The 26,371-nt window shown below is 40.9% G+C and carries 22 protein-coding genes and 1 pseudogene; 6 read left to right on the plus strand and 17 right to left on the minus strand.

Annotated features, from left to right (window positions below; all coding sequences use genetic code 11):
- Nucleotides 1-62: 62 nt before the first annotated feature.
- The 6 genes from H6G05_RS05775 to H6G05_RS05800 all read right to left on the minus strand — a co-directional run bounded on the left by H6G05_RS05775 (nt 63) and on the right by H6G05_RS05800 (nt 10,592).
- Nucleotides 63-5,423 (minus strand): FtsK/SpoIIIE domain-containing protein, encoded by a 5,361-nt coding sequence (locus H6G05_RS05775; protein WP_190577122.1) that lies wholly within the window; start codon nt 5,421-5,423, stop codon nt 63-65.
- Entirely contained in the window at nt 5,423-6,976 is a 1,554-nt protein-coding gene (locus tag H6G05_RS05780) for a hypothetical protein (protein WP_126390976.1), read from the minus strand. The genes H6G05_RS05775 and H6G05_RS05780 overlap by 1 nt, the downstream gene beginning before the upstream one ends.
- Nucleotides 6,976-8,808 carry a hypothetical protein gene (locus tag H6G05_RS05785; RefSeq protein ID WP_055073595.1) on the minus strand — a complete coding sequence of 611 codons (1,833 nt, stop codon included), beginning with the start codon at nt 8,806-8,808 and terminating at the stop codon, nt 6,976-6,978. Before H6G05_RS05785 ends, H6G05_RS05780 begins: the two co-directional genes overlap by 1 nt.
- Nucleotides 8,809-8,870: 62 nt before the next feature.
- Nucleotides 8,871-9,476, minus strand: a complete 606-nt coding sequence (locus H6G05_RS05790) for a Uma2 family endonuclease (RefSeq protein WP_055073594.1) — start codon at nt 9,474-9,476, stop codon at nt 8,871-8,873.
- 25 nt (nt 9,477-9,501) lie between these two features.
- Nucleotides 9,502-10,290 (minus strand): phosphoadenosine phosphosulfate reductase family protein, encoded by a 789-nt coding sequence (locus H6G05_RS05795; RefSeq protein WP_055073593.1) that lies wholly within the window; start codon nt 10,288-10,290, stop codon nt 9,502-9,504.
- A gap of 2 nt (nt 10,291-10,292) precedes the next feature.
- A complete protein-coding gene (locus H6G05_RS05800) occupies nt 10,293-10,592 on the minus strand; it encodes a hypothetical protein (RefSeq protein WP_190577124.1) in 300 nt (99 codons plus the stop codon).
- Between the two features lie 135 nt (nt 10,593-10,727).
- On the opposite strand from H6G05_RS05800, the gene H6G05_RS05805 reads away from it, so the two are divergent.
- A complete protein-coding gene (locus tag H6G05_RS05805) occupies nt 10,728-10,973 on the plus strand; it encodes a ribbon-helix-helix domain-containing protein (RefSeq protein ID WP_055073591.1) in 246 nt (81 codons plus the stop codon).
- Complete coding sequence (locus H6G05_RS05810) at nt 10,952-11,323, plus strand: type II toxin-antitoxin system PemK/MazF family toxin (protein WP_126390984.1); 372 nt, start codon at nt 10,952-10,954, stop codon at nt 11,321-11,323. Before H6G05_RS05805 ends, H6G05_RS05810 begins: the two co-directional genes overlap by 22 nt.
- On the opposite strand, the gene H6G05_RS05815 is transcribed toward H6G05_RS05810, so the two are convergent.
- The 3 genes from H6G05_RS05815 to H6G05_RS05825 are packed head-to-tail and all read right to left on the minus strand — an operon-like array spanning nt 11,318 to nt 16,335.
- Entirely contained in the window at nt 11,318-14,836 is a 3,519-nt protein-coding gene (locus tag H6G05_RS05815) for a hypothetical protein (RefSeq protein WP_190577126.1), read from the minus strand. The two genes, H6G05_RS05810 and H6G05_RS05815, sit on opposite strands and share 6 nt — an antisense overlap.
- A complete protein-coding gene (locus H6G05_RS05820) occupies nt 14,837-15,748 on the minus strand; it encodes a DUF4007 family protein (protein WP_190577128.1) in 912 nt (303 codons plus the stop codon). It abuts the gene before it with no gap.
- Between the two features lie 2 nt (nt 15,749-15,750).
- Nucleotides 15,751-16,335, minus strand: coding sequence for a hypothetical protein (locus H6G05_RS05825; protein ID WP_190577130.1), 585 nt, complete (start codon nt 16,333-16,335; stop codon nt 15,751-15,753).
- A gap of 29 nt (nt 16,336-16,364) precedes the next feature.
- Here H6G05_RS05825 and H6G05_RS05830 point away from each other — a divergent pair, with 29 nt between their 5' ends.
- Nucleotides 16,365-18,458 (plus strand): DNA phosphorothioation-associated putative methyltransferase, encoded by a 2,094-nt coding sequence (locus H6G05_RS05830; protein ID WP_190577132.1) that lies wholly within the window; start codon nt 16,365-16,367, stop codon nt 18,456-18,458.
- Here the strand turns inward: H6G05_RS05830 and H6G05_RS05835 are convergent.
- Genes H6G05_RS05835 through H6G05_RS05845 form a run of 3 tightly spaced genes read right to left on the minus strand, consistent with a single transcriptional unit; the run spans nt 18,451 to nt 19,926 of the window.
- A complete protein-coding gene (locus H6G05_RS05835) occupies nt 18,451-19,113 on the minus strand; it encodes a hypothetical protein (protein WP_190577134.1) in 663 nt (220 codons plus the stop codon). The two genes, H6G05_RS05830 and H6G05_RS05835, sit on opposite strands and share 8 nt — an antisense overlap.
- Before the next feature lie 14 nt (nt 19,114-19,127).
- Nucleotides 19,128-19,697: a hypothetical protein gene (locus H6G05_RS05840; protein WP_242025282.1), complete on the minus strand. Its 570-nt coding sequence runs from the start codon at nt 19,695-19,697 to the stop codon at nt 19,128-19,130.
- Nucleotides 19,612-19,926, minus strand: a complete 315-nt coding sequence (locus tag H6G05_RS05845) for a hypothetical protein (RefSeq protein WP_190577136.1) — start codon at nt 19,924-19,926, stop codon at nt 19,612-19,614. The genes H6G05_RS05840 and H6G05_RS05845 overlap by 86 nt, the downstream gene beginning before the upstream one ends.
- 438 nt (nt 19,927-20,364) lie before the next feature.
- Here H6G05_RS05845 and H6G05_RS05850 point away from each other — a divergent pair.
- Nucleotides 20,365-20,614: pseudogene (locus H6G05_RS05850) on the plus strand (IS1 family transposase); the annotation flags it as partial.
- Nucleotides 20,615-20,729: 115 nt separating this feature from the next.
- On the opposite strand, the gene H6G05_RS05855 reads toward H6G05_RS05850, so the two are convergent.
- Together H6G05_RS05855 and H6G05_RS05860 are read right to left on the minus strand one after the other, a co-directional pair.
- On the minus strand, nt 20,730-21,347 hold the full coding sequence (locus H6G05_RS05855; RefSeq protein WP_190577138.1) for a LysE family translocator: 618 nt from the start codon (nt 21,345-21,347) through the stop codon (nt 20,730-20,732).
- Between the two features lie 21 nt (nt 21,348-21,368).
- A complete protein-coding gene (locus H6G05_RS05860; protein WP_322096330.1) occupies nt 21,369-21,662 on the minus strand; it encodes a DUF1993 family protein in 294 nt (97 codons plus the stop codon).
- A gap of 205 nt (nt 21,663-21,867) precedes the next feature.
- Between H6G05_RS05860 and H6G05_RS05865 the strand changes: the two genes are divergently transcribed.
- Both H6G05_RS05865 and H6G05_RS05870 read left to right on the plus strand, forming a co-directional pair.
- Entirely contained in the window at nt 21,868-23,223 is a 1,356-nt protein-coding gene (locus H6G05_RS05865; protein WP_190577140.1) for an ArsB/NhaD family transporter, read from the plus strand.
- A gap of 132 nt (nt 23,224-23,355) precedes the next feature.
- Nucleotides 23,356-23,790, plus strand: coding sequence for a hypothetical protein (locus tag H6G05_RS05870; RefSeq protein WP_190577142.1), 435 nt, complete (start codon nt 23,356-23,358; stop codon nt 23,788-23,790).
- Nucleotides 23,791-24,047: 257 nt separating this feature from the next.
- On the opposite strand, the gene H6G05_RS05875 is transcribed toward H6G05_RS05870, so the two are convergent.
- The 3 genes from H6G05_RS05875 to H6G05_RS05885 all read right to left on the minus strand — a co-directional run bounded on the left by H6G05_RS05875 (nt 24,048) and on the right by H6G05_RS05885 (nt 26,335).
- A complete protein-coding gene (locus tag H6G05_RS05875; protein ID WP_190577144.1) occupies nt 24,048-24,422 on the minus strand; it encodes a YidH family protein in 375 nt (124 codons plus the stop codon).
- A 2-nt stretch (nt 24,423-24,424) separates the two neighbouring features.
- Entirely contained in the window at nt 24,425-24,607 is a 183-nt protein-coding gene (locus H6G05_RS05880) for a hypothetical protein (RefSeq protein ID WP_190577146.1), read from the minus strand.
- Nucleotides 24,608-25,414: 807 nt separating this feature from the next.
- Entirely contained in the window at nt 25,415-26,335 is a 921-nt protein-coding gene (locus H6G05_RS05885) for an FTR1 family iron permease (protein WP_190577148.1), read from the minus strand.
- Between the last annotated feature and the right edge of the window lie 36 nt (nt 26,336-26,371).

The following is a 26,371-nucleotide window of genomic DNA, read 5'->3' on the forward strand; positions in this document are numbered from 1 at the left end:
TCACCTTAATATTTTGACAAGAATTAAAAATTCAATTGATTCAATAGTTTATAGAAAACACATTAGGTCAAGTTGGCTAATGATCTCACTATATCTACTAATATAGGAAATTCTTCATCGCTCAAAAATGGAACTTGAGCGTAGATAAGTTCGGGCTCGCTAGAAAGACGGGCTACTAGATGCCCTCGACCTAGCAAATATTCTGCTCCTTTGCGTCCAAGTGCAATTTCAGATGTACCTTCATCAGCGACTTTCAGAATAAGTCGGTTGTCAAGATTTGAGCGTAATTGCATCGGGAACACACTGTTATCAGGACGTTGAGCAGCAAAAATTAGGTGAATGCCAGCGGCTCTAGCTTTTACTCCTAAGCGTTGTACAGCAGCAGAGATAGCATTTTTATATTCTTCAACCAGCATCCAATCAGCGAACTCATCGTGAACGAGAAAGATAAAAGGCAGTTTCTTTTCTACTTTCAGGTTATATGCTGACAAGCTGTTAACCTTTTGATCTCGGAATTGCTTGTAGCGGCGATCCATTTCTTCAACAATCTGATCGAAAATAGCGATCGCTCGTTCTTGCTCGATGATAATACCTTCAGGAAAATGAGGTAGGTCTTCAAAGGGGAAGTAGTCAGCACCTGATTTAGTGTCAATTAGGTAGATGTTGACGAGATCGGGTGAGTTTGTGGCTGCAATATCTAGGAGCAAGTTTCTTAGCAGCACTGATTTACCGCTTCCTGTTGCGCCAGCAATAAGCGTATGAGGTGCGTGCTGCTGAAGATTTTCAAAGTTACTGCCTAAGTTTAGGTACAACAGTTCGCCATCAAGTTCTTTAACTGCGATCACAAAACTCAAGTTAACTCTTGCGATTGAGCGGTTGAGCTTACGTCGCGCTAAGACTTCCCCGAGATAGATGGTCTGACGTTGGGGACGAGCGATTGCAACTTGAATTTCTCCAGGTTGAGCTGTGAGATTAATGATTTGTAGCCCATGAGTAGTTAAGATAGGCGATCGCTTCTTCTCAATGTCTATAATTCCTAGGTTGTCAGTACCTTTAAGGCGCACAATTGCAGCATTAGGGGTAAGTCTTTGTCCCAAGACTTTTGCCTGTAAATTGTAGCCCATTAGAGCTGTTTTAAGCTTAGTGGCAGTATCAATCAACCATTGCTCAGCTACAGCATCGCTATGACTCGTTTGTGCCTGTTGCCACCATGCTACAAGTGCGGGACTAGCCCAGTTAGATTCATCTTTCGTAGTAGCAGACACAGATGTATGACTTCCAGTAGTAACATTTACCGTCGGTTCATTCTGAGATGGCGATGATGGAATCGCCTTATCGCCTACATCTTTTTTAATCTCTGGAGTAGGAATATCTTTTTCATGTTGAGCTATCTCAACACTTGTAATTTTATCGGGCATTGCACTAGTAGATTCGATGTCTAGCACCCAAGTCACTCGATTAGCAGGGAACAATGGTTGAGAAACTAACCAAGGCTTATCGTCGCCAATCAACTCACGCACTGTAAACAGAGATTGTTTAGACTCATGGGCAAGTACCAGTTTTCTCACAGACTCGCGATCGTAGGTTTCCTGAAAACAGCGATCGACCTTTTGAATGAAAATCCTTTCGCTTTCAATATTGCTATCATTCATGCCTGAAACAAAAACGTGAGAATAACCAGACAAGTCGATACGAATTGTTCCTGTACGTAAGCCTTCGCGCCACTGTTCGATGGGCAGCATCGTATTAGCACTAAATTCTATACCTTCTAGCATGAGATCGCTGAGACGAGATAGCCACAGATCGCGATCGAGACGACCTGGGCTAATAAAAAGAGCATCAGCAATACGATAGACTGTATCGCGAAGCTGATTCTGGGAAGTCTTACGAGCATCGGCTACCCCTGAAATATCAACATACTTGGCTTCAGCAATGACGATCTTCAGCACGGGCTGACCATCGATATACTGGGGTGAAATTGCCATAATGTCTGCAATTTGTCCTTCTTTTTGTCCCAGCCATGAAGCGTAATCATCAAGAAAATACCAACCGATAGGATATTTCTTGCCAATTTCTTCTGTGACGATCGCTTTGCTCAATACAACTCCCATCAATTCACTTGCAAATATGCCACACTTAGCAGCCCGTAATACTATGTCGCCAGAGAGAGTATTTGCCTCATCAATAAAGCTTTGCACGAGCTTATCAATTCGATTACTCTCAATGCCAAGGTTGAGCGCTTCTAACCGCTTACGGACTAAAACCTCTAATAGATTTAGCGAAGCAGAAGAAGAGACAAGGAAATTACGCTCGTCGGTGCGATGCTGTTGATAACGAATCACCTTGACCCCTTGATTGACCAATTGTCGTCGTTCGAGTAAGTCATCGTAATTTACGACCCATTCACCCAATCGATGAGTTTCGTCAAAAATTGTTCTTGTTTGTTCGTCTTGAAAAGATATCTGACGCGCAGGCAGGAAATGTTGATTATCTTGCAAGTCCTTACCTTCGATAATACTGTAGACAGCATCAAGGTAAGCCTGCCCAACATCAAATTGTTTAGGGCATGTAAGGTAGACGGTGGAACGCATTTCATCAGACGGAGCAGGTCGTTTACGAGACCATCGGGCAGGGAAATAGGTCAGCATGTTTGGCGAAGTTTCATCAAATGGAGTAGGTTGCCAAATAACTCGTGCTTGTCGCGAGATGGCATCCTGTAAGAAAACGATGTCAGCAAATTTCCCGTCTTGGGGATTAGCCGGTGGAATATTTTTGGGCATGACACTAATTCGCAGCCGTGCCATAAAATCCTGAGATACTTCACTAGCAATGAAAGCATCAGGATCGACATCAGAACTTTCGATCATTTGCTCATAAAGCTGTGCGAGTTTAGTTGGATCGCGGTGGCGCAAAATAACTTGACAGCGAACTTCTTCGCCTTCTTCTTGCAAAGCATCGCCGAGCTTATTGACGATTGCTAGTGGCAGCTTTACAGAATCAGTTTGATAGAGTACAACACTCAAGTTAGCCTTTTCATGAGGAAGGAGTTCAACATAGCGATTTATCAACCTTAATAACTTTTCCGCAGCATCAGTTGGATCTTCATGTGTACTACGGTCTGTTTCGTCTTTGATGGGAGGTTCCATAAGGCTATAATCATTGACTGTATCGGAGACCGCAAGGATTTTTGGCTCTCGACCTTGATAGCCTACACTTACTTCTGGAGCATGGGGATGGAGTAGGTCATTCCGTAAATCGGCAAAGAATAGACGAGAGTCTCCAAAATTGACCTCAGATTCTGAAAGGATATGCCTAAGCAATCCTGCGAGTTGGCGAGTTTTAACAGCAATAGCAGCCAGTCTTAGTGGCTGCCAAGGTGCAACGATCGCCGCAGGCTTTCCTCGATCTTTTCGCATCCCACCAACACGTACGCAACCTAAATGTAGAATCGTCTGATAGAGTTCCAAGCGATTACTATCACCTTTGGCATGGATTAGCAAAAGTGTGAGTAATTTACCATACGCTTCGCATTGGTGTATAAGAGTCGGGCTAGCAATTCCTTCACCCGTGGGTTCGACGAGAGTAGCGATCGCTTGTTTGTAGATTGCTTTGAACTGCTCCCAAGCTTCCAGTATTTCCTGTACTGCTTCTTGGGGAAGTTTTCCTTCCTTAGCTGATTTTTTAAGCTTGTCGGTAAGTTTATCTAGTTCGCTCTTGCGCTCATACTTCCCAATTAATGAACCGCGATCTCTGTTGTATCCAGGTGATAACGTCCCCACATCTGAAAGAGAAATGCCTTGAAGCTTGCCTTTCTTACTAACGAGTTCGCGCTGCACCTGTGAGATTTGGAATGGAGAGTTCTCGTGTAAGCGCAGCAGGTCGCTGTAAAGCTCCATCCCGATTGCATTGGGGTTCCCTTTCCAGATTAGTTGTGTCTTAGCAATAAGGTTTCGATCTTTATCCCGCATTTCTACATAAAACTTAATTTCTATTGCCGATCTAGCAATAGAAGTATTCTCTTTGTACTTGCTTTTCTGTTTCTTTTTCTCACTTTCAAGAAGTCCATCGTATTTGAACAACCAGTGAGTATCCCATTCAATATATGGACTTGTAAGTTTCTCAATACCACGATAGCGAGTACAAAAATACTGTCCGATATTAGCATTTAACTCCAACCAACCGCTTTTTCGAGAACTTTTTTGAGTCGAAATTGATAAGGATTTAATACTTTCATCTGAGTCAGCTTGATCGAAGAGCCGCTCGAAAGCCTGTAACAATCCAATCAAGAAATCATTACATTCAATGGGTTGTCCGTAGACAAACTTATCCCATTTAGCCTTTAGCTTACGATTATCTTCAAGGCGAGGACGATGTGCTTCGTAAAATTCTCGATCATCGTCTAATGCTTCTTTCTTATTGCGTTTCTTGAGGGCGTTAAGATACTGTACCTCTAAGTCAGTTAAAACATCAGGAAATTCATCGCTGAAGAAGTCAATCGTTAGTGAGGCAAGATCAGTTTTTTGGGTTTGCAAACCAGAAAAAAGACTGCTAATGCTGTTGGTTTCCCACTCAAACTTTGCTAGTGCTTCAGATTCGGTATTCCAACCTGCCGAACTGTTTATGAAAGCTGAAATTGCAGGATGGGCAATTTCGGGAATATCTTCTTTGACTTTCTCAAAAGCATCTCGCAATTCCTGTTCTTCAATTGGTTTGCGGTTTGGTCGCTGCTTTTCCAATAGGCATTCTCGTTTTGATTTAAGTTCCTGAAAGGCTTTTTCCCACCGTTGAAGTTTACCTAACTGCGTTTCTGGAATTGCACCAAAGTAACCAGAGTCACATGGCAAGTGTAGTGCAGGTAAAGCTCTACCCAAGGCATCAAGGATAGGTAGACCTTCTGCTTGAATGTACGATCTTGTCTCAACCACATATTCAGCAAATTGTTCTAGACTTCGCGAAATAACCTTCTGTAAGCCCTCGATCGCCTTACGCCAGTAATTGAGGTGGTTTTCAGAGATCGGCAAATCTCTAGCTGCACAGTCTATCCAGAGGTCAATTTGGCTTTTTAGTTCTTGCGCCCCCAAAGAAGTGATATCGCCAAGAGACTGAGCTTGATCGTCATCGCTTGTATTGGCGAGTAGAAGTGCAGAAAGTTCACAGGGAGAGTGACGCAGATGTACAGTCCTCTCATCTGTCAGAAACGCTTCAGGAAGTCCGTAATCTCCAACAAGTGATCGCGGCACTTGAATTTTGACAAGGCACACAAGCTGAGTATCTTGCCGAATTGCATGGCAAACCGCTGCTACCTGTTGGGCAGTGAGGCGATCGAGCATATAGCGAGCGACACCTTCTGATGCCTCATCTATATTGATAGATCGCTTGAGAAATCCTGCTGCAACTTGTCCAATTAGATCGATTGCCTTCATTAAGAAACCTCCGCCGCAAATGGGTTCTGAACATAAGCACAAGCATCTGATAGGCGCTTGAGCAAACCAATACTAGCTAGACGACGCTCCAACCTCAGCGCATTTGCCGTAAAATCTTCGCGATCGGCTTCACCTGAGTCGATGAAACTCTGTGCCTGCTTTTCACCAATGACAAAACCATATGTTTCATAAAGCTTTGCCAGAAACTCCTGAAATTCCATACGACGAGGTACACAAGTAAGTACAAGCGTTTTTAAAAGAGCATCTGTAGGTGCATACCTTGTACGTCTACTACTCCGTCTTGAGGAAAGTCCAATTTCTTTTGACCATGTGCCATGAAATTTGGCGAGGTGTTGTTTATGTCTTGAAACAGCCTCATCTCGAAGATTGAGTAATAGTTCATCGGGAGAATTTGCTGAGGTTTTTGTCCAAACAAAGCGTTTTTCTAAAAGCTCTTTTGCCCCTTCAAGGGGGTTAAACGATTCAAGACACTGTTGCCATTCTTCGAGTTTAGTTGTACCAAGAATGTATTCCTCGATTGCTTGCTTGGGCAGGCTGTTATTCTTTTCATACTCATTTGCCGCCATATCTCGAATGCTTGTTTTTTTCGGTGCAACGATTTCAAGGACAAAGAGCGGCTTTTGGACATCTTGAAGTACAGATTTTGCACGCTTTAACAAATAGATAATAAGGTGCAAGCCTGTAATCGTGACAATGTGGGGTAATGCATCGTAGTCAGGTAAGTTGCAACGTAAAATGCTGAGCCAATCATCTGCTAAGGATTCATATTCTGGCAGGAAGGCATAAGGCAAAAAGGGAGGACTACTACTCAATCGTTTGTCTTCACGATCTTGATCGGGTTGAAGAGCAAGAACGAGTTGATTCCACTTCGATCCTTTATAGCTAGTAGCATATTCACTGCTAATAATACCCATTTTTTGCAAATAGGAGTGGATTTCTGCTCCCCTGCCGCTACGACATAGCATTAAATACGCTAGTTCTCCTGTTCTGCCAAAAAATCGTCGGTCATTAGTTTTATTCGAGCCACTGATTCGTAAATCTTCGTAAAGACAATCAGGTCCATATGGGAAGACAAACTTTGAACTCCACCGTTTGTTACTATCTCCTTCAATGGCACTTGCTTGAAAAAACTTTACAATCTCAGCAAAGGTATCGAATGAAGGAAAACGACTCTTTAAGTAACTGAAATCGACAGAGTCAATACCACCCACGCTCTTCGACATTTCCTCTATCCAAGCCTCCCATCGCTCCACATCGTCAAAAAACTCTGAAGTTATTGCTTCAATATGAGGATTATTAAATAAAATATTGCGAAGATGAAGGCGAAAATATATTGAGTATTGAAGTTTATTTTTTTCCTCTTCAATAAAGGCTTTGCCACTTACCGATTCTGATTGAACAATACATAACATTTCCAAAATGCAAAGCCAAGGGGTCTGCTCGTCATATAGTCGATGCCCCCAGATCGATTCATCAACCCACATGTTGAGTTGAGACTTTTCGATATGTGGGCGTGGTAGTGACTCTAACATTAGACATTCACCTCAAAGGTACGAGGACTTGCTATACCATCATTATTAACTTTCAAAAGACGAAGACTCATAGACTCTTCTACATCTTCTACATTCTCAGCTTTTTTTCTAATTGCCAGATGCTTGAGTACCTGTGTCTTAAAAGCAAGAACATCTTCATAACACTCTTGAGAAAAACTGCTAGGTAGAGCACCTTCTGCTACCCTACTAAGATACTCATATCGAGTTACCGTTAGATTAAAACTTACAGGTTCAATATCTTGTGAGAGGCGAACAACTAAAAAAGGGATTACTCTATTGACATTGAGTTCCACAGAGACACTTTCACCTCGATCTTTCGCCACAGATATAGATTTCTCATACACCCGACTAATCTTTGCTTGAGAGTAACTCCCAGAAGTTGCAAGAATTAAATCGTCTTCATTGTTAACAAGTAGACCCGTAAAAATACGGTTAAGACCCCGCACTAGGCGGGTAACAATAAATTTAGGAAGCTTCTTTCCCTGTTTCAGAACTTTACAGACATCATTTAAATACTCGCCTGCATACTGGAAGACTGTGAGGTTCCATAGTTTTAAGTCAATGGGATAGTTATTAGGTAGCATGAAGAATAACCTTTGTCTCTGAGTTTGTAGAGCTTTTAGGAAATCATCCTCTCGATTACCCGTTCCGCGACCTTCTAAATATGTACTTTGTTGTATCTGGTAACTAAGACTTGCGCCATAGTAAGAATCAGAACTCACTAGTGTATTGTAGTGTGAACGCAGATCGGGATCATCAGCTCCAAAAATCAAAATATTGTCGATCTGGTTACTTGTTTCAGTACCGATACTAAAACTGCGTAAGACCTTAAAGACTTCTGTAGTTTCGCGTTTGCGATCGCCCAAATTCTCTCCAAAAATGTTGCGATAGAGGCTGGCAAGCGGCGCTTTCCTTTTTTCGCAAATAGAGGGAATTTCTTTGCAAGATAGCAGCTTTTCCCTAGCCTCAGGATGACCGAGTAGCGCATTTGCCACTAATAAGAGCAACTGACGCACAGGCAAGTGCATTTCATTGAGTTCGCTCAATTCTAATAAGTTAGTAAGACGTTCTCGGGTAGTTCTATTAGTCGCTGTTCCTTCAAGGCGAGATTTATTTTGCCAAATTGGACAATCAAGCTGATAGGTGCAGCGATCGCAAGCCCATCCTGAATGTTTCAACACAGCATCAAGGATACGGGGAAAAATTTCTGCTGCCTTCTGACGACTGAGATTATAGAGCTTTATGTTATAGCCTTCTTCCTCTTGTCTATCTTCTACAAGCAAATTTTCGATGACTTGACCTATCTTTTTAACATCTTTGTTGTCTTTGATTCTTGACCAGGCTTCTACCAATTGCCCATCATTAGCAGCTATCAAGTAAATTTTTTCCCTGATTTCACTAGTAATTGCTAAAGCCATTTGAGGTAAATATTCATTTTGCTGTTCGGGAGTTAAACTACTAAGATCTTTGATAATCACTAATTCATAGCTAGCACAAATCAACGTATATACTTTTTCATTACGATCCCACTCTTCAGATGAACCACCTAATGTTTCCCAAATCTCTCTACATTGGTAGGTTTTGCCATCTCCAGCAGTTCCAGTTAAAATGATCGACTTTGGATTTTCGGATTGAAAATTTTTTAGAATATCAGAAAGGTAGGCTGTTTCAAAAATAGGCGGCTGAATTTTTTTACGCTTTAATGCTCTTTGAATTGACTCATCATACATATTGTCGTTACGGGGAATTGGCCCGTAGTTTCTTAAGAAACTGATCCATTCTGAAGATGGATAAATTGTTGATCTAGCCATAAAATCAAGACCTCAAAGTGTGCATTTTTTGAAAAATATTATGCTGTACTCCTAGTACAGGTTTAGATTGGAAAAAAAGATGTGGGCGTTAGCTCAAGTTCTGGGAAAGTTGGTGAAATGATACGATCGCTATCAAAGAACTCAGTTATGTCATACCAACCATCGGAATTAATTAAGACAGTGACTTTTGCCTCTAGCGGATCGATGATCCAATATTCAGGAATATCACGGGCTGCATATTCAGTACGTTTGGCTCGGTAGTCAATGTTTTTTGTGGAAGGGCTGATTACTTCGATGACAAGTAATGGTGCGGATAGATCAAAATCAATCACAGCTTCACGCTCCTGCAAAGCTTGCCAATCATTTCTCTGCATCACCACCACATCAGGAATCCTGACTGTATCTAGTCCGATGCCACGAGGACAACGTACACCTATTTGTCCTTGTCGAACAATCCACGGTTGAGCAGTACGATTTATCTCGGCATTAATTGCTTGATATGTACGATCAATTGTTTCCCCATGCAAACCAGTTCCTAACGACATTGCTACAAGCTCTCCGTCAACTAATTCATATTTCGTGTCAGACCCGTCAAAGTAAGTCAGGTAGTCAGTAAAGGTGATTCTGGGCTTAGCGTTTTTGGTGGTTTTGGCGATCGCGATGGTCATAAAACTGTCCTCTCAAGAGATTTAGTTACAAATGGCAAGCTAAACAAGGCATTTCGTCATCTTCATCGTCTAGTACTGATTCTAATACTTCGGCAAGGCTAAGTTGTGGGGATATTTTCTTTTCTTTAGTTAAAGCTTTTTCGTGTTCAGCAATGATTTCATTTTTACGAGCAATAAGTTCTAATAATGTTTCTCCTTGTGTCCATGTATACGTTCTTCCATCTTTGTGATCTCTTTCATAAGCGACAGCTTGAGCAAATTCTTCAGGATGTTTTTCAGCGAGTTTTACCCATTCATATTTACGCTGAAAAAAACAAAAAGAACAGCCTGATCGACTTCGCCATTCATAGTAACTAGGTAATCCAATTCCACTTTCATCAAGAATCTGAAGAATATCAGCCTTGATTAAGCTTCTTTCTTTAAATGGATAGATCGGATAAATATTTGGTTGTGCAGATACATAACCTTCACGATTTTCATCTGCTCTTATACCAATATAACTAATAGCTTTGTCGTCCCCTACAAATTTTTCTAGAGGTTCTATTTTAAGCTTGCGGGTACACCATCTAACTCTTGGCGATGGTAGAACACCGTTAAATACTTCCAACCAATGATCAAAATCTCTTTCAGCATTTAGATACTCGATTTTGATTCCCAATCGTGCCTTGATCCTTTCTAAATACTCGTATGTTTCAGGAAGTTCTTTGCCTGTATCACAAAAGAAATACTCCATTTGTGGGACTTCTTTGTGCATCAAAATTGCTAATGCTGTACTATCTTTCCCTCCTGATAAGCCTAAAATATGTCTAGTCATAATTAGTTGTTTTCTAAATCTTCCAAGTCGAATAGGTAATCATATAAAGATGCTTCAAAATCAATCATCTGTAGATTTGATTCTGTATTATTTGAATTATTTTGTTCTAATAGAGTCCATTTATTGCCATCTTTATAGAAGTATTTATTAGGAGATGAATGATCTTTTGTTTTGCTGCTATGTCTCCACAGAGCGTTATACACCATTCCTTGGGTATCATTTGTATTAAAATGATAGAGATTTCTCTCTAGGATCAATTGACAAATCTCTTGGGAAGTCATTGGGCGATTTGTCTCACCCATTACCTCTAAAATTGCCTGAGCTATAGTTTTTTATTTTATTTTTTTATCGTTACCCCCAGATATATCACTCATAAATCAGAAAAAACTTTTAGACACTAATAGTATGATACATATAGTTAGTGAGTATTGGTAATTATGTATCAACGAATTAATATTACGCTGCCTAATGAAACCTTACAGTTACTCGATCGCATAGCCCCAAAAGGCGATCGTAGTCATTTTATTGATCAAGCAGTAAAGTACTACATTAATGCCGAAGCAAAAGAAAATCTTAGGGAAAAGCTCAAACAAGGTGCAGTCCGATGGGCCGAAAGAGATCTAGGCATTACCCAAGACTGGTTTAATATTGATGAGGAATCATGGCAAAACGCCAACAGGTAATATTTCCCAAGAGAGGTGAAATTTACCTAGTAAACTTTGACCTCATAGTTGGCTCAGAAATTCAAAAAACTCGTCCAGCACTTGTTCTCCAAAATAATATTTCTAATCAACATAGTCCGATTACTATTGTTGCTGCCCTCTCATCTCAATTTGATGCTGAGATATATCCCATAGAAGTTTTAATCACGCCACCTGAAGGGGGACTGAGCCATCCATCAGTAGTTTTACTCAATCAAATCCGATCTATTGATAGACAACGCCTAGTTAAGCGACTAGGGGCTGTCTCCGATCAGCTAATGGACTGCGTAAACAATGCAATTCTAATTAGCTTAGGCTTAATCGATCTATGAGCTTTTTGGGGATCTCTTTTGACTTGATACCTTTGTAGAAATTAGATTGACATCTTCTAGTTGTTGCTCTCCCAAGACTTTCTCAGCCAATTTGGCAATTAAAGCTTGTTGTAAACGATCGTTACCTTGCACGAGCGCTCCATTCAAGATTTTTTCTACTAGTGGTTCGAGGCGATCGCTATCTTCGCGATCGAGCCAAACCAAGCGATGAACCTCCTGACCATCAGGACGAGCGATCGTGATTCTACGAGCATCAAATCCTTTGTTTTTTGAGGCGACCATCCCTTTTTGCAAGGCTTCAAGATTAATAAAGCGACGTGCTAAATCGCTAAGCTTTGGTTCAAAACTAGTCATGTCTGCATCAGTCCAAGATTCCGCAGGCTTGTCCACCACAATCATCAGCAAAGACTCCAACCATCGTTGATCGTCCGCAGTTTCATCGGCAGCCGCCAAAACAAATCGGCGCAATGTCCTTTCCAAACAAGATTCAACCAAATAACTCGCCCTAACCTGCAAGTCTTCCCGCAACTTTTCACTACTTCGCCGTACTCCAAAAGCCTCATGCAAAAGGCTTTGACAATCGGCAAGTAAGCGATCGTAAGTAGTTTGAACTTCATGTAAAACCTGAACTAACTTACTTTTAAACTGTTTTGCAGTTGTACCGTCATCAGCCTGACCCGCAATGATCGCCGCTAGTCCACAAGCAACAGGCAAAGATTGGAATAGGAGTAAATCGGGTTCTTGAGCCTTTTGGAGGGTTTGGACAACTGCTTGTGCTTCAGTGCTCATGCGCGTCGTTTTTGTGGTGTAAGTAGGCAGCTTCTTTACAAATTGGAACAATGGCTTGACTACTGATAGCATCGTGACATTGCGAACGTTTGATGGGATCTTTTTCTCGCTCGATTTGGCACTAGACGATCGCAATACATTTTCTAACTCACGGAAGACCTGCGATCTCAAGCCCGCTATTTCAAAATGCTTCACCGCAAAGCGCTGCGGATGCTTCACCAACAATTCAAAATGTTCGCTTCCCAATACTGGGATAAAAGTTCCATCTTTATAGACGCTGACATCATCAACGTGATCTAACAACACCGCTGTCAACAAAATCGGAATCACACCGCGCTTCACCCCATAGGGCGGCGCATCTAAGATTGCATAAAGCTGATCGACAGTTCGCGGCTTTTCCAAAGATTCTAGGCAGAAATTTTCGACTGCTTCCCAAACTGATTTCATCAAGGGATAATTTGGTGGATGAAATCCCAAAAGCCCATCTTCTTTTCGATGAATTCCCGTTGTCTGTAATACCGAGGTGTAAATACTTACTTCGGGACCATTTCCACTTAGTCCTAATCCTTCACGATCGCCATGATCTAACATCGCTTGAATTAGCGTCCGTAAAGCTCTGACCATCTGCGAACTGAGTTCACGGCGGTTAATCAACTCATTCCAGAGAGTCATGCCCTTGTGATAAACGCGATCGCAAACTTCTGACAGCTTAGAATTAAAGTCAATTGCTCGACTAATCACAACGCGATCGCCTTGTATCCAACAGACATTTTGATGCTGTCCGACTGCAAAAGCCTGACTTAAAGCCTCATCTAATAGTCTTTCTGCTTGCACCATGCGATGACGAATTTCCAAAGCAGCCACTTTATCCCGCTCTATTTCAGGATACTTAGCACGGATTTGCTGAAGTGCTGTATATTCTAAAGCCGATATTTCTAAAAGTTTGAGATTAGTAGAATTAACCACAATCAAAGGTTTTTTATCCGCAGTCTCGACTGGTACGGACTGTGGCGGCTCTGCACCTACCCAATAACCAATTAATCCATCAAAACTATGATTTGAGCAACACAATTCATTCCAATTAACATCGTTATCTAGATAGATTCTCTCAAAATAGCGAGTTGTGCCTGTTGTATAGCTATGGCGTTGAGCAACTACAGGCTTAAGCTTAGATACATCAGCTAATATTTTGGCTAAAGGCGATCTCTCATTCTCAATGTAAGTAGTAATCGCACTTTCTACATCAAAATCTGAGCCTTCCCAAATTCTTAACTCATCAATTTTCTTTCGATGATGCAAAATCCCTTTTTGATTGAGAAATTCATCAATTAAACGGCTAATTGATGTTCGTGATGTGCGATCGTTAGGGTGATCACACATTGCCCACATTACCAAGTCTCGTGATGCTCTTAGTCCGCCTGTGGAGGTGACTAGATTGAGGATACCCACTGTCTTGAGCAATTTCAAACTCTCTGGATCAGAATTCCTAGCATCACTCACTAAAGTCTGAATTTCCACCCATTTTTGTAATTGTGGACGGCTCGCTAATCCTATCCCTGCTGCTTCTATAAAATAATCGTAGACACGATCTAACTTTAAAGTGGGAATACAATCTTTATCTAGACAAAACTCATCTAGATGACTCCTTAATGCGTATGGTTCGGAGCTAGTTAGGAATGTAAATAATGAGCGATCATTCTGGGCGTATCGAGTGCAAAGAATTGGTAACACCAAAGCCGTTATCGGATGTAGTGGATACGCTGCCGCCAATAGTTCAGGCGAAATATCATCAACTTGCGATCGCAAAGTTTCGCACCATTCTTCTGCTTGACTATCTATAAGCGCGTCATATTTTTTAGTATTAGATTTATCCCCAGAACGGGAGATCGCCTGTCCAATCAACCTCGTCATTTGTCGTGCTGATTCAGTGAAAGGAATATCTTGAAACCTCCCTTGAATCTTTGCCCATTCATTACGTTGTAATGAAGCTAATCTATCACCATAGTCAGCAAAGGACTGATGTAATAAACCAATTAGATAAAACTTCTGTCCATTAGTTTGTTTTAATTCTGCTAATTGCTGCAAAAGATAAAGATCTGCCTCATTTGGATGTAGAGATGCGTATTCTAAGTTCTTGCCCAACTCATCGACAATTAACAGCACATCAGTTTTGGCTGTCGCAATTACTTCTCGCACTAGCTGTAATGCAGTTTTACTATCGACTTTATGACCAGCCCTAACTTCCACAGCGAGATCTACAAGCTGAGTTGCGATCTCAGGCTTACTCTTCTTCTTCCAAAAATGACTTGCGCCATAATCCAAAGCTCGGATAATTGTATGTGCTAGAGGTTCTCTTTGCGCCGTAGCGATCGCCCTAAAGCAACCCTTTTCAGGCAAATTATGATTTAATTTTTGAAATTCCGCTTCTGTGATTGCTTTTTGAGTGATCGCTAAAGCATCTTGCTTAACTACCGTTTCGCCAGCACATAGACAAGCCAAAAAATGGGCAAACGCTGATTTCCCCGTACCATATACCCCTGTTAGTGTAATCGCTTGAGTTTGCTCAGATTCAGGCACATCTACCAAAATTTGTTTGAGCGCATATAAAGAGCGATCGGTTAAGACATAACCATTTACTGAATTAGGGTTATCAAGATCTCGCTCTAGATTTATCGATCTCGCATAGCGGCGATTTAAATGAAAATATTCTGACAGCTTAAGCATTTAATGTTTGTAGTATTTATTCAAGATTGTTTGACTGACTTTGGTTGGCGCTTGGGTGAATGCCATCTGAATTGAGCCTGCACTTTCCGATAATGCGATCGCATTACACCACCTTGCTACTTGCTCGATCGCATCACAAAGCGCACTCTCAGACAGTTTAAACACCATCCCTGGACTGCCTTCATCAAATAACAATCGTGATAAGGAGATTGTTCTTTGACCACTACTAAGAGACTCAGCAAAATCTAGACAAGTCGCAACGACAATTTCGGCATGGAGACTTGGTTTCGCCCCAATCCGAAATGCGTAATGTAATGAGTCACCTGCCCTTTGAATCAAGCCTAACTCTGCGAAAGGACAATCCAAATTGTCTTCGTTCAGACTAATAACATCGCCCTGTTTAACGTACATTCTCAATAAACAAGTCACATCTTTTTTTAGTGAGGCTTCAACAGTTCGATTTCCCAAAGCATCTCGATACTTTACCAATGCTAATTTCAAATCCTCAGACGTAAATTCAGCTTGACGTAAAGCATTAAAGGCAGCATACCAAGCCGTGGCTCTACATGGTTGCTTTAACAAATGCCAATGTAACAACCACAACGAAGCAGGATCTTCTAAAAAAGGATCATAACCATCATCATCCAGTAACATCCTCCCAAATTGTGATGGTTGACAATCGCGATCGTCCTCAATCAACTTAAACGCCCCACACCAATAGCGAATTGCCTTCGCCATGTTTTTGCCTACCCCTAGCTGAATGTGAGCATCTTCTTCTAGGAAAATCCCCGAATTTTCGTTGACTGCCTGAAATCCTTTTTTCAACCAGCTATACCGAGGATAAAACGTTTCATGCCGGGCAAAAATTAATTCCGTGCCGCTAGAAGTATTGCTGTTGATAGTCTGAACCATATTTACTCTTTAGTTTGCTTTGCCAGTTTAACCCAACTCTCAATACCCTTTTGGGTTGGAACACCGCGATCATTAAATGCCCGAATATCTCGCTTATGCTGAAACCCATAGCTAATATGCAGCGATCGCTCTAAGCCATAAAAGTATAGCGAATCAAAGGGCAATCGGTTCGCCAAAATCCAATCTACAATTATATTACTGGTAATGTTTGTGATTTTAAAATCGCAGGCTGCTCCTAAACGGGAACAGTAGTAATTGCCTTTTTTATTAATTTCATGAGCCATGTGTTGATCGATTTCTGGAGCAACACGTCCGTTTTTTTGCCCTGTTACAGGATCTTTCTTCGATAACCACTTTTTTAAGTCAGGGGAGCAAAATCCATAGGTCAAGCAAAATTTATCCTTCCCAAAATAGTCAATGACTGGATCAATAATCCATTGATGTAAATTTTTCAGAGCTAATATGGTTTCTTCGATATTGGTTTGTGGATAGGGATTAATTTTGTCATAATATCTGCGATATGTCTGTGTACAAGTACAAAAATCTTTTAGTGTTAGATATTTGCCAAGGGAGTATTCTGGATACATACTATATGTTGGATTAGTTTGCTCCCACAATGATTATAGGTTGTGATCACACTCAAATAATTAACCTGTGTCAACAAAGTAATATTGGCAAAAAGTTACCCAACGCGTTTTATGTCCATTTCTCGGTGATCGACTCTTTATCTCCACAATTACAAGAATGCGATCGTCAAGCCAGATTATTACTCTCCAAATCTACTCAATTCACCATCATCAAATTCAACTACGAACAACCGAAAATCTCCTACCTGTTCTATCCAGACTTTGATACTGACCCACATCCTGCATTGCATCAAAGTATTCAAGTTGACCTCCAAACCCAAACTACTCAACAGCGCGATTATCATCAATCTCCCAATCCGCCAATCCTGCATCGCAAAGAAACCTTTGTAAATCAAGACTATTCGCTTTATCAGATATTCGCTCAACTAACCAAACAAGAAGAAGCGATCGGCTTATTTAATGAGACCCACACCATCGGCACTCGTAAAGGATGGGGGCAGCGTTTACAGGAATACAATGTTGAACTGAAAGATCATCAAGTCATTTTGCTCCCCTCGTCCTCTGGGAGAGAGGCTGGGGTTGAAGGTCTAAAAGAAGATATCAAAATTGATCGACATAAAGCAGCAATTCATCGCCCCGATCTATCTAAACCCGTTCGACTTGCCCTAGAAGCAGGACTATTTACAGAAAACTCAACCTTCTTTGATTATGGCTGTGGTCATGGTGAAGATATCAAAAGAATTAGCGATCGCGGCTTTACCAGTAATGGTTGGGACCCATACTATCGACCACAATGTGATCGTGTCAGCGCCGAAATCGTCAACCTCGGCTATATCATCAACGTCATCGAATCACAGAACGAAAGACGAGAAGCCCTTATCAAAGCATGGGAATTAACGCAAAAAGTTTTAATTGTCTCGGCACAAGTTTTAATCGGTGATGTGGGCAAAGGACAAATCGCCTACAGTGATGGTGTGGTGAGTAGCCGTAACACTTTCCAGAAGTATTACGAACAAGAAGAACTCAAACTCTATATCGATCAAGTGTTAGGCGTAGATTCTGTGCCTGTCGCTCTCGGCATTTATTTTGTATTTCGTGACGACATGCAAGCGCAAAGCTTCAGAGCATCACGTTTTCGTTCGAGAGCCACCACACCCAGACTCCGCCTTGTCTCCAAACGTTTTGAAGACTATCGCGAATTACTTACTCCCCTCATGGATTTCTTCACAGAGCGAGGCAGACTACCCGTCGGCGAAGAACTGTCAAACTTTGAGCCGTTGCTGACAGAATTTGGAACAGTGCGCCGCGCCTTTAACTTGATTGTCAGTGCCACAAATCAAGATGAATGGGATGCGATCGCCGATAAGCGTCGCCAAGATATTTTGGTATTCCTAGCCCTCAGCAATTTTGATAATCCCTACAAACGACTCAAATTAAGCCAACTTTCAACACAATACCAAACCGATATCAAATCTCTATTTGGCTCTTATCAAGGCGCAAGTACTACTGCTGACCTGATGTTATTTAATTTAGGTAGGGAAGGATTTATCGCTACCTGTTGTCGAAACAGCAGAATTGGCAGACTAGATAATCAAGCCCTCTATGTTCACATTTCGGCTTTAGAACATCTTGATACTATGCTTAGACTCTATGAAGGGTGTGCCAGTCGCACCATTGGTAGAATGGATGGAGCCACGCTGATCAAATTCCATCTTCATAAACCGAAAATCAGCTATCTTTTTTATCCCGACTTTGATCAAGATCCCCACCCAAAAATGCAAGCCTCAATGCAAATTGACCTGAGAGATTTACAGGTTCGTTATCGTGACTATCACAACTCCGATAATCCCCCCGTACTTCATTGCAAAGATGCTTATATCCTTCCCGACTACCTACAGTATGAAAAATTTGCCAAATTAACTAAACAAGAAGAAAGTTGGGGATTGCTAGAAAACATGAAAGATATTTCACATTGGCAAGGCTGGCAACAAAAATTAAAAGAATACTGTGCAGAACTTCAAGGGCATCGTCTTGTCTGGAGCAAAGACGCTGACCCAGAGACGATTAAGTGCGTGAAAGCACAACGCAAATCCAAGAAATTAGAAGAAATACATTCTAGCTAATCCAAATCTCCCTTGAATCATAAAAGCGTCCTCGTTGCTCAAGTTTAAAATCACCCAAAAGTAAACCTAGCCAAGTTTCAACGATTGGCAATTTCAAAGCCTTTTGCAAATCTATCAAACGCATAGGAGAAGAATTATTGGTAATACAATGCGAGATCGCCTCAATCCAACTCGATACATCCTCAGCATGGGCAGTACTAATCGCCCGTTCAAACTTTTCCTCCAAACTAAGCAAACTTTCCTGTTCTAAAGCTTGAATCAAGACCTCCTTATCAATTTCGCCAACAATCGAATTACCAGTTTTTGCTTGTTCGGAAATCTTCCTAGGTAAACTCTGCAAAGGCTCAATAAACTGTTCAAAATCGACCACCATAGACTGACGCACATAACGCTCAAAAGCATCATCAGCCATGATCGGCTCACCCTTTACCGCACGAGAATGTAACTCCTCAAATAAAAAATTAGAGCGATCGCAAAACAAATCTGCAATCTGACAAACTGCATCCCCTGCTATTCGTAACTGAGATCGCGTATCAAGATCAACCAGAGTCAAATCCAAAAGCTTAAACACCATTGGCAAATTCGCATCTTCAGGAGTCTGTCTTGCGGTCGAAATGACATCCCATAAATCCAACTCAAGCTGTTTAAGTTTCATGGTCACACTGAAAATTAATTGGAATGACAAGGACAGGGGCGCAAAGGACAAAGCCAAGGATCAAGACGTTCTTGGCTAGCAAATTTCTTAATCTCATAACTTGACTCCAGCAAAACCAATACTTTCTGCACATAAGTATGTACTTGTGTCGCAACCATTCCCGCACAATGAATCGGTGAAATCGCTGCGAACTTTTCTTGTCCTTGCCAAACTTGAACAGCGATCGCATGAATTGGTGTATCAGTTCCCGACTGCCGATAAACCACTAACACCGCCCAAAAAATTGAGGCGAACTCATCAGCATTCACAACTAAATTTGTTTCGGAATCACCACGTTGACGATAGCGAATCAAATTACGGCGATCGCGATGACGGGCATAGGATCGGCGACTATAGCAAACCGCAGGGTTCCAACAGCGATCGCCCAAATCACCATGAAGTTCTTGAGCCTGAGCCGCTGAAAGCATCGCACACTTTTTACACTTTTCGGGAATACCTTTAGCCATCAGCATTCTTTTGGCAACAATTACCCAAACAATTACGCGAACTGCGAATACAGCCAGACTCAGCAAATCTGTGGCCATGTTTCTCCACCGTTGGTTTAGCCAACCAAAACAGAGGAATACCCGTTAACTTCCAAGTTAAGCGACCAAAGGAATGTAAAACATCCCAAGCCTCATCTTGCGAAGGTTCCGCATAGAACTCGTACAATTCAGAACGAAACGCATCCCATAGAGATCGTGTAGTTTGTGGATGACATTGATCGTAAGCCTGCATACCTTGCTTGTAAGCCGCTATTAGATTGCTACGCATTGGTAAAACTTTGTAAACGATACTAGTAAACCTAACACAATTGACTAAATTGTCTCAGAATAGTCTTAGAACAAATAATCATCAATTATTTGCCATTAAATTTAAGTGAATAAGTATTTATACTTAGTTTTGTTGACGTAGTCTCAAGGTTTCAGGGCTTTGCTTAGCGCGTTGTTATATATTGAAGGGGTATCTGCTTTGTTAGTTAGCTGTCGTCATGCAAAAATGGTTTAATACCGCTGGTCCTTGTAAGGCTGACATTCACTACATGCTGTCATCCACTGAGCGTTTGCCTGAAATAAAGCAACTAATTCGGGTATGACAACCAAGGCTGCAAAAAGTAAATCTCTGAAAACATTACTATATCTACATCTTAAGCTTATCGTGGTACAGTTTTACACGAATCGTTGCCATACCTGATTATGGGCAATCGTTGGTGCATGGCAATGTTATTTCTATGTCACTGATGGTTGGACTGTGTATCCTAGTTTTATCCCTGATGAAGATTCAGATTATTAGCAAGACTTACATGACGCGAGTTGAGGGAGAAAACTCGCGGTTACGACACTACTTGGCAAGATTGCACCGTAAAACCTTCTGTTATTCCAAGTCATTGGATATGCTGCGTTATTCTGTGCGATTGCTGATTCACTATCTTCATGACCCTTCTATTCTTTCTTCTCTCTAATTCATCCCTTTGTCTGCAACGCTGGATTTGCTGAAGGCGATCGCTATTTTCTGAATTATCTTTTGACAAAATCCAATTGGTGAAGTAATTTTGGATTTTCTTGTGCAGTCGTTTGTTAGGCTTTCACAATAACATATGCTCCAGCACCTATCAATAAGCCACCAGCGATTTTTCTGGTTCCTAAATGAACTCTCTGAGAATTCCATCGAGATAAAATCTTCTTTGCTGCATATGCATAAGTTAACTTCACTCCCCCCACTGTAACAATCGTTATGGAGACGATGATTATGACATCAAAGATGGAGAGTAAACGCAAGTCAAAAAGCGTTGGGAAAAGGCTCGCATAGAAAAAGATCGCCTTAATATCTCCAAAAGTGAGAAGAAGCCCTGATACAAAGCTAGTGAAAATAGCTGATGGTCTATCATCGTGCAAACTTTGCAGCATATTTGCTTTAGAGAATAGCAAACTGAACCCTATCCAGATAAGATATGCACCTGCCATGAAACGAACAATGAAGAAAAGACTACCCATCGTTTCTGCAAGGCTACTCATACCGAAAATCGACAAGGCAACTAATATCAGATCTCCGAGGACGATCCCTGCTGCAACTGCTGCACCATTGCGGAACCCAAAGGTCGCCGATCTGGATACTACAAGCGCAACGCTTGCACTCGGCATGGCTGCTAAGGTCAGCATGATTGAGAAAAACATTAATGTGGATAAAAGATTCATATGTTTGACTAAACAGTCAGATTAAGAGCTTTGATGCTTCAGAGAAGGTACTAAATGCATCATAAAGTCGCGCTTACCTATTGGTAATCCTGCCATACGCAGGATATTGTACGCCGTTGTTATATGGAAATAGAAGTTAGGCATCAGAAAATCATCTACATAGGAAAGACCAGATAATTCTGCGTATAGCCCTTGCCCAAGATCGAGCCGATTGATTTCTGACAGCTTAGAATCGGCAACATTGATACTCGCCAACAACTCCTTAGTCGATGAAATAAGACCACGTATCCTGTAGCTATGCCAGATACAGGCAATCCGAAACTAACATCAACATAATCCATTCTGACTTCAACTAGGTCGCCTACTAGCATCACACATATTCAGGAAAATCACATCTTTCCTTGCTTTTTTGCATTTGTTAAGCTAGAGTTCCTTCTTATCAAAGTGTGTAATCTCAATTACATTGCTCTCAAGGCTAAGTTCTACTTCAATTCAATAACAATAATCAAAATTATTACTCATGGACAATTGGCAAGCTATTTTTACAGGAGTGACCTTTGTAGTGGTAATTATTCTAATTGTTACTGAGAGAGTCCATTTAACGATCGCTGCTTTTTTGGGAGCGCTATTACTAGTCGCTGCTAGAATCCTGAGCTTAGAAGAGGCAACAAGGTATATCAGTAAAAGTTATGCCACTATCAGTTTGCTATTTGGCGTAATGGTTATGGTGCGAGCATTTGAGCCGACAAAAGTATTTGATTACTTAGCTGTGCAGATCGTGCTGATTTCTAAAGGTAAAGGTAGTCGGCTACTACTAGCGATCGTGGGGATTACGTCGCTTGTATGTGCAGTACTGCCGAATGCCACAACCGTAATGCTCTTGGCTCCGATGATTCCACCTTTGGCAAAAATTATAGGCGTAAATTTTGTGCCATTAATAATTTTAATGGTAATGGTATCGAATAGTGCGGGACTCTTAACACTAGTGGGTGATCCTGCAACATTTATTGTCGGCAATGGTATCAATCTTAGTTTTGCTGACTACCTTACCCGATTAAGTTTTGGCGGATTTATCTCTATTGCAATCATTGTATGTACTTTGCCATTTTTGTTTGGCACAATCTGGCGAAAGAATATAGAAGTTAGCGATCAGATTGAGATACCTGTGATCAATCATCCTAGGACGTTAATTATCGGCGGCGTAATTTCTGTATTTGTTTTAGTCCTATTCGTGATTGGCGAATCCTTGCCAACACCAGTCTCCCCTGGGGCAGTTGCCCTAATGGGTGCAGGTTTATCGCTATTTCTTTCTCACCATAACGGTATTGATCCCATTAACAAGGTTTTAAAAGATGTCGATTGGAGTACGTTGCTGTTTTTTATGTCAACTTTCGTTTTGATTGGAGGATTACAAAAAACAGGTTTAATTTCTCAGGCTTCTAATTTATTGGCATCAGCCTTAGGAACAAATATTGCGCTAGGAACGATAGTTGTTTTGATAGCTATGGCTGTGATTTCTAGTGTTATTCCAAATATTCCCCTTGTGGTAGCAATGGTTCCGATGATGAAGGAATATCTTGTAAATGTCGATCTAGCGCCACCCTTGATTCTGATTCCAGGCTTTGACAGACAACTTCCCGCTGAGGTTTTACCGCTTTTCTACGCCATGATGTTTGGGGCAACTTTAGGTGGTAATGCAACTATTGTAGGAGCCTCTGCAAATATCGTTGGTGCAGGGATTTCTGAAATTCATGGCAAACCAATTTCTTTTAGTAAATTCGCTAAATATGGTATCCCTATTGCGTCTTTACAAATTTTGGGAGCCTTGATTTTTATTAGTCTTAGATTTTTAGTCTTCCAAAATAGTAGTAACTAGAAGGTTCGTTATGAATGCTTCTAACAAGGTGAAATGGGAGATCTAAGTTGTTTAATCTAACCCAAGTTACGACCTAAGGGATAAAGCAAAAAAACTGCTACAAAAGTCAAAAGACAAGTAGCAGTCATAAAAATGAATGATGAAATTATAGCGATTTATTGCCTATGTTATGACATCCTCAAAGCAATGAATCATCGGGGTGATGAACAACAGCAGATGAGTGATGGCGAAGTTATGACAACAGCGATAGTTGCAATGCTGTACTACTGCGGCAACTTTGAGAAAGCGAGAAAAGCCATGTCAGAGCCAAAGTATATTCCGAAGATGCTCAGTCGTAGTCGTTTCAATCGCAGATTACATAGAACTGAAGCAATGCTGTTGACAGTATTTGAAACGTTGGGACAGGTATGGAAACAGCTAAACATTGCATCTATTTACAGTATTGATAGCTTCCTGTTTGTGACAATCTCCGTATCCCAAAGTCAAAGCTCTATGATTTCGATGATGTATACCGAGGATATCAAGTCAGTAAGAAACGATATTTTTACCGTATCAAGATTCATTTGATGATTACGGGAGACAGGAAAACCCGTAGAGTTTTTTCTAACTTCGGGTTCATTTGCTAATATTGGGGCTTTGAGAGTCTTCTATTTTGCTTTATCTGAAGGTAGCACTGTCTATGCAGATAAAGCTTACAACGACTATGAGATTGAAGACTGGCTGCTAGAGGCGAAAAACATTAAACTTTTGGCTATGCGTAAGCAAAATTCTAAAAGACCTGAAGCTGTTTATCTCCAATTCCTTCTTAATATTGTCATATCTGTCTACAGCATGAATGCCAAGCTTAGAATTCCTAAAACTATTACCACCACTGTGGTTATCCAAATCATTAAGCGATTAGGTCGATAGTCACCACGTTCAATCTGCCAGTAACTGTGATCGTGGCTCCACAATGCAGATGCAATTACCACAATGCCAAATACAACCAATGCTATGCCAAGATTTTCAGAGTTAACAAAGAAATGTCGGCGGGGTATTTTCGGAGTGACTGTAATCTCTAATTGCCTAACCAAAATACCAAATCGGGCGATCGCAAATCCAAATCCAATTAGGGAAATAGAAGTGCGTAGCCAAGCTAGAAAAGTTCGTTCGTTGGCTTGATGTTCGCGCTGACGGTCAATTTTAGGCGGTCTGGACATTTTTAGTTGAACCTTAATCTTAAGTCTTGCTGAAAAGCCCTTTCCAAAATCGCTTTGACCTCTTCAATTGGTTCTGAAAATAGCACAATCACTCGTACTGCACCATACATATCCACATCAATAAGTTGATCCAGTAATAAATGCGCTTGGCGATCAACCGTATCATTAACTTTCACTGCTCTCATTTAGATGATCTCTACTGTAATTTAGATGTAGTTAGAAATAAAACTATAGCAAGTTGGGGTCTAGCGAGGTACACCTAATCTCATTGAAACTTATACTAAAATAGGATTTAAGCTACTCGCTTGTAACTCATTAGTGTAGGAACTGCTATATACCAGTCTAAATATATCCAAATCACCCGATTCTATTGCCTCTGACAGATTTCTAATTTTAGTATTTAGATTTTATCTGAGTTTCATCCTCACTCTCACCTCTAGGGCATCTCATTTCTAGTTCTCATTTCTTTTTTTTTCTCTCCCTTCTAGTCTATCCTTACCGCTAGATTACTACCATTTTACTTTCATTTCTTTCCACGTAACATCAGATAGTTTATCCAAACTCTATTAGTTTTGCTGTTTTAGGAATGTGACTGTGATAATAATGCAGGTTTTACTCACGCTAAAGTTACGCAAGGAAATCATAGTAACTGCTCTTAGTGGTGCAGAAAACTTTTTGAGGTCTTATTTGAGATTTTATTTAGGTAAAATAGCCTCTTGAAACAGCCTATTTACAAGGCTTTGAATAAAGGCTATTAAAATTTGTCTTAGGTTAAGACTACGACATAATGCGGGTTTCCAGACTTTTCTGCACCACTAAGGTAACTGCTTTAAAGGTTGTCAGCTAAAGCCTTGCACTGAAAGTGTAAGGCTATGAACTAGCGTGTTGGGACAATAAATCATGTAAAACTTAATCTTTCAAAAACCAATTAAATAAATCATGCGATGGAGAGCACATTTTGCGCTTCATCTATTTTTATAAGAAATGCTGATTTATTTGGAGGTAAGCCTGTTACCTAGACTTCGGTAATAAATTGTCCCAACGATCACAAAAAATAAGATGTAAGCGATCGCCTGAACTAAATAGAGTTTGTCGGTATAGCCAAACAGAGAACTTAGGATTACCCCAGGAAATTTCTCGGCAGGTAAAACTTTGCTGCTATTCCAGACCATTCCGCCAAGAATACAAGAGTGTTCTCTGGCAAAATGCTCGTAATAAAAACAAATTGCTTCAGACTTGCGATCGCTTTGAGAGAGAATCCGTAAGGCAGTATCAAAATGTCCGAGCGCAGAAATTACTAAGCCTGAGACAATTGATAAGAGCATGAAGCCCATAATTTTGAAGAAGGCGCGGATATTAATCTGAATACCAAATTTGAATAATGCGATCGCGATCAATGTTGCGGCGGCTATTCCACTTACGGCTCCTATGGCTGGCATAAATCCTTCTTGAAATTTTGCCGAAATAAATAAAACGATCTCAAAGCCTTCACGCAAAATTGCAAATAAAATCAGTCCGAAAATTCCTAACCCAGCTTTTTTGCCTTTGTCTAATACATTTGCTAAAGAGCCTTCGATTTCCCCTTTCATCGCCCGACTTTGTTTGGTCATCCAGAGCAACATCCATGTCAACATGGCGATCGCGGCAACACTAAAAATACCTTCCAGCAATGGCTCAAGAATCGGCGATAGCGAAGGGTTGCTAGTACCAACGCTCTGCATAAACCAATTAAATAGGATGCCAACTATGGCACTAATCAAAATCCCCGCTCCAATTCCCGCAAATACCCATCGATTAAGATGCGATCGCTTAGCTCGTTTGATATATGCCATAACAATGCCGACCACTAAGGCGGCTTCAACACCTTCACGTAAAGTAATTACAAAAGTTGGAAGAGTTAAACTGAAGTCCATAGGATTTTAGATTGTATTTAATAGAACGAAGAAGCG

Source organism: Phormidium tenue FACHB-1050 (assembly GCF_014696925.1).
GTDB lineage: Bacteria > Cyanobacteriota > Cyanobacteriia > Pseudanabaenales > Pseudanabaenaceae > Pseudanabaena.

Excerpts from the sequence above, each read along its gene's own strand:
- H6G05_RS05775 (WP_190577122.1), bottom strand. The coding sequence starts at position 5,423 with ATGAAGGCAATCGATCTAATTGGACAAGTTGCAGCAGGATTTCTCAAG.
- H6G05_RS05780 (WP_126390976.1), bottom strand. The coding sequence starts at position 6,976 with ATGTTAGAGTCACTACCACGCCCACATATCGAAAAGTCTCAACTCAAC.
- H6G05_RS05785 (WP_055073595.1), bottom strand. The coding sequence starts at position 8,808 with ATGGCTAGATCAACAATTTATCCATCTTCAGAATGGATCAGTTTCTTA.
- H6G05_RS05790 (WP_055073594.1), bottom strand. The coding sequence starts at position 9,476 with ATGACCATCGCGATCGCCAAAACCACCAAAAACGCTAAGCCCAGAATC.
- H6G05_RS05795 (WP_055073593.1), bottom strand. The coding sequence starts at position 10,290 with ATGACTAGACATATTTTAGGCTTATCAGGAGGGAAAGATAGTACAGCA.
- H6G05_RS05800 (WP_190577124.1), bottom strand. The coding sequence starts at position 10,592 with ATGGGTGAGACAAATCGCCCAATGACTTCCCAAGAGATTTGTCAATTG.
- H6G05_RS05805 (WP_055073591.1), top strand. The coding sequence starts at position 10,728 with ATGTATCAACGAATTAATATTACGCTGCCTAATGAAACCTTACAGTTA.
- H6G05_RS05810 (WP_126390984.1), top strand. The coding sequence starts at position 10,952 with ATGGCAAAACGCCAACAGGTAATATTTCCCAAGAGAGGTGAAATTTAC.
- H6G05_RS05815 (WP_190577126.1), bottom strand. The coding sequence starts at position 14,836 with ATGCTTAAGCTGTCAGAATATTTTCATTTAAATCGCCGCTATGCGAGA.
- H6G05_RS05820 (WP_190577128.1), bottom strand. The coding sequence starts at position 15,748 with ATGGTTCAGACTATCAACAGCAATACTTCTAGCGGCACGGAATTAATT.
- H6G05_RS05825 (WP_190577130.1), bottom strand. The coding sequence starts at position 16,335 with ATGTATCCAGAATACTCCCTTGGCAAATATCTAACACTAAAAGATTTT.
- H6G05_RS05830 (WP_190577132.1), top strand. The coding sequence starts at position 16,365 with ATGATTATAGGTTGTGATCACACTCAAATAATTAACCTGTGTCAACAA.
- H6G05_RS05835 (WP_190577134.1), bottom strand. The coding sequence starts at position 19,113 with ATGAAACTTAAACAGCTTGAGTTGGATTTATGGGATGTCATTTCGACC.
- H6G05_RS05840 (WP_242025282.1), bottom strand. The coding sequence starts at position 19,697 with ATGGCCACAGATTTGCTGAGTCTGGCTGTATTCGCAGTTCGCGTAATT.
- H6G05_RS05845 (WP_190577136.1), bottom strand. The coding sequence starts at position 19,926 with ATGCGTAGCAATCTAATAGCGGCTTACAAGCAAGGTATGCAGGCTTAC.
- H6G05_RS05855 (WP_190577138.1), bottom strand. The coding sequence starts at position 21,347 with ATGAATCTTTTATCCACATTAATGTTTTTCTCAATCATGCTGACCTTA.
- H6G05_RS05865 (WP_190577140.1), top strand. The coding sequence starts at position 21,868 with ATGGACAATTGGCAAGCTATTTTTACAGGAGTGACCTTTGTAGTGGTA.
- H6G05_RS05870 (WP_190577142.1), top strand. The coding sequence starts at position 23,356 with ATGAATGATGAAATTATAGCGATTTATTGCCTATGTTATGACATCCTC.
- H6G05_RS05875 (WP_190577144.1), bottom strand. The coding sequence starts at position 24,422 with ATGTCCAGACCGCCTAAAATTGACCGTCAGCGCGAACATCAAGCCAAC.
- H6G05_RS05880 (WP_190577146.1), bottom strand. The coding sequence starts at position 24,607 with ATGAGAGCAGTGAAAGTTAATGATACGGTTGATCGCCAAGCGCATTTA.
- H6G05_RS05885 (WP_190577148.1), bottom strand. The coding sequence starts at position 26,335 with ATGGACTTCAGTTTAACTCTTCCAACTTTTGTAATTACTTTACGTGAA.